The 12,759-nt window shown below is 45.8% G+C and carries 9 protein-coding genes; all 9 read right to left on the bottom strand.

The features are described 5' to 3' along the window. On the bottom strand, positions 1–2,328 hold the full coding sequence (locus FSB84_RS29705; protein WP_130544070.1) for an ABC transporter permease subunit: 2,328 nt from the start codon (positions 2,326–2,328) through the stop codon (positions 1–3). Between the two features lie 11 nt (positions 2,329–2,339). After that, complete coding sequence (locus FSB84_RS29700) at positions 2,340–4,685, bottom strand: Gldg family protein (RefSeq protein WP_130544069.1); 2,346 nt, start codon at positions 4,683–4,685, stop codon at positions 2,340–2,342. Positions 4,686–4,695: 10 nt separating this feature from the next. Next, a complete protein-coding gene (locus tag FSB84_RS29695; RefSeq protein ID WP_130544068.1) occupies positions 4,696–5,613 on the bottom strand; it encodes an ABC transporter ATP-binding protein in 918 nt (305 codons plus the stop codon). A gap of 105 nt (positions 5,614–5,718) precedes the next feature. Continuing rightward, positions 5,719–6,492, bottom strand: a complete 774-nt coding sequence (locus FSB84_RS29690) for an RNA polymerase sigma factor (protein ID WP_130544067.1) — start codon at positions 6,490–6,492, stop codon at positions 5,719–5,721. Between the two features lie 11 nt (positions 6,493–6,503). Next, entirely contained in the window at positions 6,504–7,484 is a 981-nt protein-coding gene (locus tag FSB84_RS29685) for a hypothetical protein (protein ID WP_130544066.1), read from the bottom strand. A 32-nt stretch (positions 7,485–7,516) separates the two neighbouring features. Beyond that, positions 7,517–7,963, bottom strand: a complete 447-nt coding sequence (locus FSB84_RS29680) for a RagB/SusD family nutrient uptake outer membrane protein (RefSeq protein ID WP_147122447.1) — start codon at positions 7,961–7,963, stop codon at positions 7,517–7,519. Positions 7,964–8,076: 113 nt separating this feature from the next. Next, positions 8,077–9,018 carry a RagB/SusD family nutrient uptake outer membrane protein gene (locus FSB84_RS29675; protein WP_147122445.1) on the bottom strand — a complete coding sequence of 314 codons (942 nt, stop codon included), beginning with the start codon at positions 9,016–9,018 and terminating at the stop codon, positions 8,077–8,079. A gap of 9 nt (positions 9,019–9,027) precedes the next feature. Next, positions 9,028–12,378 carry a SusC/RagA family TonB-linked outer membrane protein gene (locus FSB84_RS29670; protein WP_147122442.1) on the bottom strand — a complete coding sequence of 1,117 codons (3,351 nt, stop codon included), beginning with the start codon at positions 12,376–12,378 and terminating at the stop codon, positions 9,028–9,030. Next, on the bottom strand, positions 12,327–12,683 hold the full coding sequence (locus tag FSB84_RS29665; protein ID WP_158644174.1) for an STN domain-containing protein: 357 nt from the start codon (positions 12,681–12,683) through the stop codon (positions 12,327–12,329). The genes FSB84_RS29670 and FSB84_RS29665 overlap by 52 nt, the downstream gene beginning before the upstream one ends. Between the last annotated feature and the right edge of the window lie 76 nt (positions 12,684–12,759).

The raw sequence follows: 12,759 nt of genomic DNA, 5'->3' as shown, positions 1-12,759 counted from the left end.
TTATTTTCTTTTTCGACGGATCAAAAGGATCGTTCCTGAGATTAAGAATAAAGCTGGTAATACCCAGACGAAAATAATTTTCTGATAATAGCCTACGCGTTCACCAATATTGAGCATAACATCTTTGTCAGCCTTTTTTGGAGTATACACGGGGAACAGATTGTTGGTGATCCAGCTATAGGTTGGCGTTAGATAGGAAAAGTTCTTATTCAGCCTCAAATTGCTGGCATAGTCAGCATCTCCTGTAATGATCACCCGTTGTTCCTTACCGTTGCCCGGCCTTCTCAGACGTTGCACAGTAGGAAAGGATGATAACCTGATATCTCCATCCAGCGCATTGAAGGGAGGGAGCGTGGAATCGATCACTACCTGTCCCATTTTCAGCCAGGTTCTTCCGGGCATCGTGGTAGCCAGTGTATCTGATCGCCAGCCGGCAACACCCGAGTTAATTACCTGGGTTGCTCCCGGCATAAGGAGAGCGAGGGTATCATTGAATTTTGTTTTGCCTGTGTCGATAAATTTAGCCCATAGCTCTTTGCTGTTCGCAGTGAGATAGGAAATCACTTTATCAGGCGTTTCATCATAAGTGGGATATACAAGCTGTCCGATTGCCAGTTGCATTCCGAACTGCGACAAAACGGGATTGAGCACAGATTGTTTTCCCGGTTCTCCGTTGATCATCAGATTACCACCTTTGTTCACGTACTGACTGATCTTGTTTTGCACTTCTGCACTCAGTTCTCTTTTAGGATCAGCGATCACGAGCGCCGACAACTGATCGGGGATATCCGAGGTAGTAAGATTGATCGTATCAACATCGAATCCGTTATTGACAAGGGCCATACGGGTTCTTTTCGCAGCAGTGTGGACTGAATAATCTCTTTCACCTTTTTTGTAGACGCCTCTTTCCAGGGACCCGGAACTGAATCCGATCGAAGGGATCGGATGACCAAGTATGCGTTTGAGGCCGGGAATCATATTGCTTTCATTCGGCCAGAATTTGGGATCATCATAGGTGCGCACATAGGCAGTGCGTCCCTTGTATTTCAGTTGTATCAATGTTGCATAATCCTGTGAACGAAGATCTGCACCGACCTTCAATTGTGTTGCCGGTTTGAAATAAGAAGGACTGAATTCAAGCAAGCTGCAATATTCCTTTACAATATCCTCCACACCCATACCACGGAACCGCTTCAGCAATAAGCTGTCGTCAATGACCGGATCATAGCCGTAATAATATACATAGTTGAATTTAATATCTGGTTTGAACCTGAGATAGCGGTCCCAGAGTTTTGCGAGATAATCTGAATTCCGGCTTTCGGGAAGGCCTCTGGCAGCATACTTATCCAGCAAATCTACATACAGTGTAACTTCCAGTGTACTGTCGCCAAACTCTTTCAATACAGCCTGCGTGTTTGGATGCAGTGTGTTCCTTTGTGTTGCAGTTGCATCGAGGTATCCGGTAAGCATCGGGCGGGCGCTGAAGTAGCCGATAAGTAATATCATGCCTGATACAGCTAAGTATTTTCCTGCCCTGATATACCAGGGTCTGAATTCCATCTTCCCCATTAATCTGAGATAGGTGAAGGCAATGAACATCAAAGTAACCAGAATGAAATAAATGATATCCCTGGTAACGATCAGTCCATGCAGCATTTTAATTGTACGATCCTGAAGTGAAAGGAACCAGGTGAGATCTCTTACAAGATCATATCGCTGCCACAGACCTCCGATCTGACTGAGGATAAAGATCGCTGAAAAGGTGGCCATAGCTGATACAACCTGGTAAGAACTGAGGCTGCTCATGAACAGGCCAATGGCAGAATAGGCGCATACCAGCAAATAGAAACTCAGCAGGGCAGACAGGAGTAAACCATAATCCACATCACGGATAACAAGCATTCCGGCCACTACAAAGATGGCTGCCACCAATACCAGCAGCAGGTTGTAAAGCATGATGCCCAGGTATTTTCCCAGCACGATCCTCCTGATGCTGACAGGAGAGGAGAACAGCAGTGCGCTGGTGCCGCTATTGCTTTCCCTGCTGATCAAACCCATTGTGAGAATGGGCAGGAAGAGGAAAAGATTTTGCATGATATTGGGAAAAAACCTTCCATCGATAAAAGTGATCAATGTTAAAGGTTCCTTGAAGCCCTTGAAGTCAGGAGAATTTTTCACATATACGTCCTGGGCATTGGCCAAAGGATACATTGAATCAGAGTAGAAGTAACCGCATTGCACCATAAATACCAGCAATACAAACCAGGCAATGGGTGAATAAAACAAGTATCGAAACTCATTTTTCGCTATACTGTAAATGACTTTCATGATAGAGTTATTTATTTTCTTTTTCTTCTTAAAAGGATCACAGTACCTGCTATGAGCACCAATGCCGGAACGATCCAGATGAAAATAGTTTTCTGAACAGATGCCAGGGGAACTGTAATGGTATACATGTTATCCTCTGCAAAAGGAACAGGAGTATAAACCGGGAATTTGTTATAGGAAGTCCAGCTGTAGGCAGAACGTGTCAGTATCTCGAATTCCCTGAGTGCACTCATGATATCTGCATCTCCGGCCACGATGATCCTTTGTTCTTTTTGATTGATCTTTCTTGTCAGTTGCATCGCAACAGGAAAATTGTTTTCCACTTTGTCGCCTTCCTGTAGATTGAAAACGGGAGCGGAAGAATCTGTCACCAACTTTCCGGCTTTCAGCCATGCTTTGCCGGGTTGGGTCAATACCAGGGGTTTTATTTCAAAATCTTTTTTCTCAGTTACAGACAGGGCGGCTACACCGGCGGAGCCATAGCTGATCTTTTCCTTTTTGATCCCTAACGATAACAGATGTTTGTGATACCTGAACGCATCTTCACCTGACAGATCAGTGGCTTCCTTTTCCAACTGGCCGGTTATCTTTTCCGGTGTTGCATTCTTGTGGATCTGTACAAGTTGACCATCCATCAGTTGAACACCAGTTTCATGAAGCAGTGGATTCAATACATGTTGTTTACCTGGCTCTCCCATGATCAGCATATTCCCGCCGGACCTGATAAACTGTTGCAGTTTGGCCAGCACAGGTTCCGGGAATACCATCCGGGGATCAGCCACAACCAGTACGGAAGCAGATGCAGGTATATCGCTTACAGACAAATTCAGGGAGTCTGCATCGAAGCCAAGATTGATCAGTGATTGCCTGTTTTCTTTACTGATAGTATGCGCAAAAAATTCTCTTTCTCCTTTCTTGTAAATACTTCTTTCCAGTTGACCGGTAAGAAAGTAAATTTTTGGAACGGGGATATCCAGTAACTGGCTTATAGCCGCGTTCACAGTTTGCTGGTTGGGCCAGCGGGTTCTGGTAAAGGCAGGCCGGAGAATGGCAGACCGGTCCTTATATTTTAATTTGATGTAGAGCGTGTAATTTTCAGATGCCAGTTCGGCCTTATTGGACATTTGCTCAGGAGATCTCAATAAAGAAGAATCGATCTGAGCTATTTTGGCAACCAGCCCTGCAATCTGCGTCAATGATTTTCCCGGAAATCTTTTGTACATGGTACTGTCTCCTGGTAACACAGCATAATAATATTCATACCTGTAATTTATGTCAGGTTTGAATCGCTGATAGAATTCCCAATATTCATCGAGGTAAATATTGCGCCTTTCAGGTAGTCCGTACGAATAGGTGGATGAATTACGATCGAATATATTAACGTACAGGGTTACTTCCAAAGGACCATCATTTAAAGATCGGATAATTTCCTGCGTACTGGGATGTGCTGTATTGAGCTGCTGCGCCGTAGTGTCCAGGTAAGCAGTGGCTACAGGTCTTGAACTGAGATAGCCAACCGATAAACTGATCAGCACAACAGCGAGATACCTGACAGTCCTGATAAACCAGGGTCTTTTTTCAAGTCCATCATTCAGTTTCAGGTAAGTGAACCCAATGAACATGAAGATGATCAGCAGGTAATACATAATGTCTTTGGAAGTGATCAGCCCCGTTATCATTTTTTCCGTTCTCCCTGAAATGGAAAGGAACCAGGTAATGTCTCTTACAAATTCAATTTTTTGCCAGAGGCCTCCAATCTTCGACAATACGAATAACAACGTAAAGCTGGCAATGGCGGAGATGATCTGGTAATGCGTGAGGCTCGACATAAAAAATCCGATAGCTGTCAACGCACAGAGCAGCAGGTACAGCGCCAGTAAACCGGAAAGCAGCGGAGGAAGATCGAGATTCTTGATATTGAAATAACCGACCACTATAAAAAGAGCAGCGATCATTATCAGCATAAAACAGAATACCATCATGCCTAAATATTTTCCAAGAACGATCTGCCTGAGCTTGATGGGGGAAGAATACAATAGTTTGATGGTTCCGCTGTTGAATTCCCTGCTGATGACGGCCATCGTGAGAAGGGGTACAAACAGGTAGAGCTGATTAAGCGCCTTTACGAAAAAACCAATAGGGCCGCTGTAGATATTGTAAGTATTGGAGTCTATATTCTCCAGCGCTGCTAAAGGGTTTACCTTGTTGGTTATTGATCCTATTTTCGCTATCAGGTACATCAGGTTGGTGTAGTAAGCAGCACACATCACCAACATCACAATTGCGAGGAACCAGGCCACGGGAGAATAGAAGAGATGGCGAAGTTCATTTTTTGCAATCCTTGTAATTATTCGCATCGGGAATTATTTATGCAGTCTGAGTGGACAGTTGTTTGAAAATATCATCGAGCATTCCTTTGTCGTAACCGATCTCGCGCAGCTTCCATCCGTTCTCTACACTGGCTGATATGAGCCTGTCGTTCATCTCCTGGTCTCCGTCGAAATGGATTCGTACCTGCTGGCTGTTGAGAAATTCCACGCCGGTAACACCTTTGATCTGTTGCAGCATTTCCTTCGCAGGTGGGTTATCGAACTTCATCAGGATCGAGTGGGCCTGCGTGTAATTATTAAAAGCATCCATGGTATCGGAAAAAACGATCCTTCCACTTTCGATCATGATGATCTCCCGGCAAAGGATATTGATCTCTGAAAGAATATGAGAGGATAATAATACTGTATGCTCCTGCGCTATTTCCCTGATGAGTTTCCTGGCTTCGATCAGCTGGTTGGGATCGAGGCCATTGGTGGGCTCATCCATTACCACCAGTTTGGGTTTGTGGATGATCGACTGCGCAATACCAACCCGCTGGCGATAGCCACCCGACAGGTTTTTGATGAGCCGTGAGCTGAAATGGGAGAGACCGCATTTATCTTTTACCTCTTCTACGGCAGCTCTGACCTTCCGTTTATCGATCAATCTCAACTCTGCAGTGTACACCAGGTATTCATCGATGGTGAGATCGGTATACAGGGGAGGGTTCTGTGGCAGGAAACCAATTTCCCTTTTTGCAGCTTCCGGATCTTTTCGTTTGTTGATCCCGTTTATATATACATTTCCTTCGGTTGGATTCAGTGTACCACAGATGATATTCATGGTAGTGGATTTGCCTGCACCATTGGAGCCCAGCAAACCAATAATTCCATGTTCAGCGATCTCGATATTGATATCCCTGATGGCCCATGTACTGCTGTAACGGTGAGATAGATTTTCTGTTTTTAAGATCATGCAATTGGGTTTATATTATTTGAGTATAGGCATAGCATTGCCGGATCATTAGAGCATGCCGCTTTGATCTGTTTTAGTTTTGTACCGCCCTGAAGTCTGCTGGTATTATTGATTAAGGGAAACTGAAACTACCTGTGATATATTTTTCATCATTGTTGTGTAGCTGTTCTTTGCAAGGCTCATCCATTCTTCTGACTGCTCTGCACTGATCACTTGCTCTGCATTATATAAGTCCCTGAAGCTTTCATCTGTATTACTGTTTTTGAAAAATAAATTGTTGCAGGCGCAGAAAATGGAAAACAAGAAAATGAAATAAATATTTTCTTTCACAAATTGCATGGCGCGTAGCAAATGCACTTTTACAGTATTGGGAGAGATTTGCAGATGGGCTGCAATTTCCTGTCTTCTCAAACCGATCTCTTTGCTGAGATGCAGAACAATTTGCTGTTGCGAAGGGAGTTTGCTGATAGCACTGTTCAGTAATACCTCGCTTTCTTTTCCGATCAGGCGCTCTTCAACATTTGAATAGCAGGAATTCTTTTCATGGCTCAATGCCCTGAATACACGGAGTTGAACAGTTTTTTTTCTTACATATTTAAGAGCAAGATTGGTCACTGCTTTTGATAACCAGCCTACAGGATTTTCAGGAATGATCTTATTCCGGTGTTTCCATAATTCCAGGAAAGCTTCCTGTACAATATCTTCCGTTACCTGTTTGTTTTTAGTGATCCGGAAGGCTGTATGCTGCAGGTGTCCGCTCCAGTTCTCTACAATTTTGGTAAACTGGTATTGAAGCGGAAACAATGAAACATCTTCACTGCCTGCAGGAGGCAGTGAAAGATGTTCTTCAAAACCAATATGGCTCTGACAGGAGTTCATGGCTATTGCTTTTATCCGGGTAGTTTGAAACCTGCTTCCCGGACCATATTCCTGATCACGCTGAATTTTTTCAGGATCAGTTCATTTCCAGTGTACAGGCTGGTGAATTCTTCTTCAGTATAACATAATGCAGCAGTAAGGTAAGCCCTCAGGTCATCTGGTGCACGGGGCATGCTCACGAGGTCATTCATGGGTGGCGCCTCTCCCAGTTTCACACGGGGATATTTCAGGATGCCAAGTGTATGGGCAGCTGGTTGGTTACCGGCAGGGTATAAAAATATGAAGGCAATACCAAAATAGATATCCCAGGCGGGGATGATCGAATTTGAAACCGCTCTGGAGATACTGAAAAACTCATCCTGCAATCTTTCCGCGTTCAGATCGTTCAAACGTTTTTCCGCAATACCTGCCAGCAAGGAAGCTATATACACTCTTTTCTCATCATTGCTCATGGCTGTTACATTTTTTACGCAAAAACCAGTGGTGTTGAATCCCTGCATGGAAGTCCAGCCATCGGCGATCTGAACATTCAGAGCAGGAAAGCCACTATTGTAGATTGAATCGAGCATAAGGATGCTGGGAAAGTGGATCGCGTCCGGGAGCCTGGGAAGGAAGTCTGTCTTCAGCAGGTCAAGGAAGGCCGGTATCTGCGTTTTGTCCGACACCAGTTTGTAGCCCGTGTAAGCACCGCCATACAATCCGTAGACCATCGATAAGGTGTAGTAGGTATACCTTGGTTTTCCATCAACTTCACCTACCTGTTTCTTTTTAATGGTGTCGTTGTAAAAGCTGGCAATGCCTGTGCTTTTGTAGAACTCGTACCTGGCATGTTGAACAGGGTCGTTGGGATCATCCTGTACTACAAAATAGTCTTCGTCGAGTCCGGAAGGCGCAGGCATTTTTTCTTTACGGCAGCTTGTTGCCAGCGAGGCAGCCAGCAGGCAGCCGAATAGGATACGGGTAACAGTTATGGTGCGTGTATGATGTTTCATGATGATGTGGGATTGGAATGATGATAGCATTGTTACTGTTTCAGCGGTCTGACAGGTCTTTGTTCATTGATGATAAGCCCCCTGTTGAACTCTATCTCATCGCTGGCAACGGGTACGATATAAGCAGCAGCATCCTGTTCATAGGGGCCGAGCTCGTAATAACCGTTATCCACATATCCGCTCCCGGTAAAAATGATAGAGCGGTGCCTGATGGATTTGCTGAACGGGTATTGGCTGTTCACTGCAAAACGGCGAAGATCGAACCATCGATGGCCTTCAAAACAGAGCTCGAGCCTTCGTTCTTCACGGATCCTGTTCACAAGAGCTGCACCTTCCAGGCTGACAGGGTCCAGTGCTGCGGGTGGAAAACGTCTTTTCCTCAATTCCTGTAAATCATTCCGGGCTTCTTCGGAGCGGCCGAGTGCGGCCAGTGCTTCTGCTTTGTTGAGGTACATTTCAGACAGGCGAAGCAGGAACATATCCGATACATCATCTACTGAGGCGTTGATACTTCTCTTTTTGATAACCCGCTGGTACCCCTGGCTGTTCCGTGCCAGGAAAACTTTCAGGCGAAGATCATCGGAGGAATAGCTCAGGCCAGCTCATCGGAAACCCTGTAGAAAGGAGAAGTTGGTTTTTCGTAATTGAGGTTCATCATACTAGGGATGTAATTGCCACCCATGGTGAAAATTACTTCTGCTGAATTCCGGTACAGGAAATCCTGGCCCGCTGTATGATTGTTCAGGTCTTTCAACTCATAACGATGGCTTTTGATCACTTTGTCTGCATAGAGCGCAGATTTCTCATACTCTTCCATGAAGAGATAGACCCGGCTGAGTAAAGCCTGCACAGCCAACTGGTTGACTCGTATGCTAGAACCGGTGTTGGCTCCAGCCAGTTCCTGCTCAGCTTCCAGCAGGTCTTTCACTATCTGCAGGTGTACTTCGCCGGTAGTACTGCGCGAAACGAACTGATCTTTGATGGCAGGATCTGTTTTCAGTGGAACTCCGAAATCGGTGGCTGCCCTGGAAACCTGATAAGGTTTACCATATAAATTCACCAGCATGAAGTAATAGACAGCCCTCAGGTAATGTGCTTCTCCGGAAATCCTTTTCAATGTGGCGGAAGGTTCGTTTTTCTTTCCCAATTCACCAACATTATGAAGTATCGTATTGATACCTGCAATCCTGGTATAGAGATCATTGTAAAAATTATCAGTAAGGCCCAGTTTTCCCGCGCTGGTGAGCCTGGGCTCAGCCTGCCAGAAATGCCATCCTACAGATATTTCATAATTGAAATTGTTTTGTTGCGGGCCGGTAAGCTGCGCATCATCGTCCATTGTATAAAGCAATAAATCTGAACCGAACAAAGGATTGTAATAGGCCGTTCCCACCAGCAATTCATCCAGGTCACCGGCAGTTTCGATAAAGCTGTTGTTCTGGGAGTAGGATGAGAGGAATTTTTTACACGACAAGCTACTGATGGCCAGTATGCAAAACAGCGGTACCAATATCCTGATAGTATGTAGTTGCATAATATTTTTTTAAAAGCTGAGATTAAGATTGAACGCATATGTGGGCCTGATAGAAAGATTGATATTCGGTGAAGAGCCGGATATCGCTGGGTCCTGTCCGCGCAAAGCTTTGTTGGCAATGGTGAAGAGGTTACTGCCGGCCAATCTTACAGTTGCTCCTTTAACATTTAATTTCATGCATAGCTCACGTGGAACCATATATGCCAACGCCACGCTTTGAAGTTTGATATGATCTCCTTTCACTACACGGATATCGGAAAAATCGTACATCTGGTAATAATCAGTGGCAAATCTGTTAGTCTGTACATAGGCGGCATCTATCCACCAGGCATACGAGCCGGATTGAAGAAGCTGTCCACCCTGGATGGCGGGGATATTGGTGGTTTGTTCATCGCCCGGATAACGCCAGCGGTTGACGAATTCTTTACGGAGGTTCTGCTGCGAACTGGGGCGGAAAGTGCCGTAGTTGCCTGATGAGATCTGAAGCAATCGGACTTTGTTACCGACACTATAGGAGAACATGATATCGAGCGACCAGTTCCGATAGGTAAAAGTATTGCTGATGCCGCCCTGCAACACAGGCTCCCTTCTCCCTGATTCAATCATCACAATACTGAAGACCTCTTCCTTCGTCATCTTGTTGTATTGCGCTATGAGCGCTGCTTTGTTATCGGGTTCTGCCCCGTAAAAAACCGGGAAACCATATTGGGGGTCCAGTGTTTTGAAACGATAGGAATAGAAAGTGTTCACTGATTTCCCGTTGACAGGCACATTGCCGGCCAGGTAATTCTGGTAGGTGAGTGCGGCATCATCCACCAAAACATTCCGGCTTTTCAGACTGTTATTGATCAGCTTGTTGAACACCTGTCCAAGCTGCGGATCGAAACGCCACATGAAGCCCTTCTTATTTCCTGTGCCCTTGTTGTTGATGATCCTGAAATTCAGGCTCAACTCCACACCCTGGTTCTCCAGGATACCGCCATTCACATCATAGGAATTGCCAGGCACTCCGTTCACCACAGACACTTTCTTCTTCAAAAAGGCATTGGTGGTTTTGCTGTATAAATATCCGATTGAACCTCTGATCCTTCCTTTCAGGACCGAGAATTCCAGGTTACCATTATAATCCTGTTTCTTTTCCCATCCCAGATCCGGGTTGGGGAAAGCAACAATGGTTGACGCATATGCATCGTAATAAGTGTTGATCGGTCCTTTTCGTATAATGGTATAGGGTGTTTGACCGGTGAGCATATTGCCACGCGTACCATAAGAGAAACGCAGCGCCGCCATCTCGATCCACGACAGCTGTTTGAACAAGTCCTCATGAATATTCCATCTGCCGGACAATGCCCAGGTTGGCAGGAATTTTTCATTGCTCCTGGATCCGAAAGCATTTGAATATTCCTGGCTGGTGGTGGCCGTTAGTACATACCGGTCGTTGAAAACATAGGTGGCACTCAGAAAGGTACTCAGGCTGTTCTGTAATTCTTCGGTGATCACCGTACCGCCGTATTGCCGCAGCCAGGTGGCATAGCTTGTATATTTTGCCAGATCGATATCGGCGAAGCTGAAACCACGCTCAGGGTAGTAGCCCCTGCTGGTTCGCGCTGTAATACTGTTGCGGTTGGAATTCAGTACACTGCCCAGGGTTACGGTGAGCAGGTTTTTCTTCCTCAAATCGAGGTACCTGCTGAAATCGAGCTGGCCATTGATAGTATAGTTTTGTTTCCTGACCATCTGCTGACGAAGTTCCCCGCCGAAAGGAAGCAGATCCATATTCGGACGGAATACTTGCTGGGAGCCATGCCAGGCCAGACTCCTGATCCGGTATGCCCAATCGGTATTTTCTTCGAACCAGGTATTGTGGTCCGTGTTGCCTCCGGTATGGGCCAGCAGGGTGCTAAACTGTATGCCGCTGGCTATCTCGTAGCGAAGGTTGGCGCTGGCAGTGTACTCATTGCTTTCCACTGTTTCTCCGGTATGATCCATTTCATGAAGGATGTTCATTTTTTTGAAATCATAGAATTGATCAATTATGGTTTGAGAACCAAGTGTTGAATAAAAGTAAGGGGAGCCGTCTTCGTTGTAGAAGGGAATCGCGCGGCTGGTGCCAAAGGCATAATTCATTACACCGATCTCACTGGGAGTATACCGGCGCTTTCCCTTTGTTAGTATAATATTGAAATCCGCTGTGAATTTTCTGTATTTGAGCTGAACATTGAAAGAACCTGTATACAGGTTGTTGCTCTCTTTTTTGATCACGCCCGGTTCCGAGTTAAAACCTACTGAAGCACGATAGGTTGTAGACGCATTACCTCCTGAAATACCGATCGTATGATTGGATGTATACACATCCCGCATGGTGTGGGCCAGCCAGTCTGTATTGACTGACTCCGCTCTGTTGACCAGTTGCTGGAAAGTGGCGAAATCGATATGGCCAGCATAGTAGTTGGCAATCGCTTGTTCATAAGCTTCAAGTCCGGAACCACGAAGGGGCATTTTCTTTTCGATTATTTCACGGGACACATCCACACGCTCACGGGAGTCCATCATATACACATCCCTGTCTGTATACCTCGGTCTTCGTGTATAGGTTCCTGTTACATTATAGTTGATCACTGGCGGGCCGGCCTTTCCTCTTTTGGTAGTGATCACTATCACGCCATTGGCGGCCCTTACACCGTACAGTGCTGCCGCAGTGGCATCTTTCAGTACATCGATCTGCTCGATGTCGTAGGGATTCAATCCGGAAACCGCATTGCCCAACAGATTCACGAAATCCGGGTCATTGATCCTGTCCGCAGGTATAGGGATGGGGTTGGTACGGATGATGCCATCCACCACCCACAAGGGTTCACGGGAACCCAGATAAGTGGAAGTGCCACGGATCCTGAGTTTTGGCGCAGCGCCGGCCTGTCCGGAATTCTGCATGTAGATAAGACCCGGCACCCGCCCTTCCAGCATTTTATCAACCGTGTTCAATCCCGGTTGCATAATGGAATCCATATTCAGTGAAGTAACAGAACCTGTGAGGTACTTCTGTTGTATGCGCTGGAAACCGTTTGAGATAGTGACTTCATCCATGGATTTATCGATCCTTTCCAAAACAATGCTGATGTTGTTGCGGCCATTCACTTTTATCTGTTGCGGTTTGTAATCCACAAAGGAGACCAGCAGATGGTCATTCTCATCAGCCAGGATGGAGAAGGCGCCGGATTCATTGGTAACGGTGGAACGGTTCTTTCCTCTTACATTCACCGTGGCTCCCGCAAAAGGATCTCCCGACCTGTTCATCACACGACCCTGCACTACCAGACTGGAAGCGACCGGACCATTGGCAGGAGAGGGATTGCTCTGCACTTGTTTCTTTTTACAATGATGGTTCCTTCAACGATGCTGTAACTAAGGTCAGAGTTCTTCAAACACTGCTCCAGCACTTCTTCCAGTGGCATATCCTTAACCTGGAGACTGATCTTTTTCGCTTCCGACAATATCTTTTCCGTGACTGCGATATTCAATCCTGTTTGCGATTGAATGGATCGGAACACTTCTTTGAGCGGCTGGTCTTTTACTGATAAAGTGACCAGCGGGTTTTTGTTCTGTGCCATCAGCGCGAGAGGGCCGAGCAGCAGCAACAATGCAATTAGTCTTTTGAGCTTTCTCATTTTGAAGCTTTCTGTTTTGGTTCGTTTTAGCGCATAGAAGTCCTTCCCGGGATGCATGCACCGGGACCACTATACT

The organism is Pseudobacter ginsenosidimutans (genome assembly GCF_007970185.1).
Classification (GTDB): domain Bacteria; phylum Bacteroidota; class Bacteroidia; order Chitinophagales; family Chitinophagaceae; genus Pseudobacter; species Pseudobacter ginsenosidimutans.
The sequence above is the reverse complement of the archived record's forward strand: the minus strand, read 5'-3'. Positions and strand labels throughout refer to the sequence as shown.

Coding starts and splice junctions, on each gene's coding strand:
- FSB84_RS29705 (WP_130544070.1), bottom strand. CDS start 2,328: ATGAAAGTCATTTACAGTATAGCGAAAAATGAGTTTCGATACTTGTTT.
- FSB84_RS29700 (WP_130544069.1), bottom strand. CDS start 4,685: ATGCGAATAATTACAAGGATTGCAAAAAATGAACTTCGCCATCTCTTC.
- FSB84_RS29695 (WP_130544068.1), bottom strand. CDS start 5,613: ATGATCTTAAAAACAGAAAATCTATCTCACCGTTACAGCAGTACATGG.
- FSB84_RS29690 (WP_130544067.1), bottom strand. CDS start 6,492: ATGAACTCCTGTCAGAGCCATATTGGTTTTGAAGAACATCTTTCACTG.
- FSB84_RS29685 (WP_130544066.1), bottom strand. CDS start 7,484: ATGAAACATCATACACGCACCATAACTGTTACCCGTATCCTATTCGGC.
- FSB84_RS29680 (WP_147122447.1), bottom strand. CDS start 7,963: ATGTTCCTGCTTCGCCTGTCTGAAATGTACCTCAACAAAGCAGAAGCA.
- FSB84_RS29675 (WP_147122445.1), bottom strand. CDS start 9,018: ATGCAACTACATACTATCAGGATATTGGTACCGCTGTTTTGCATACTG.
- FSB84_RS29665 (WP_158644174.1), bottom strand. CDS start 12,683: ATGAGAAAGCTCAAAAGACTAATTGCATTGTTGCTGCTGCTCGGCCCT.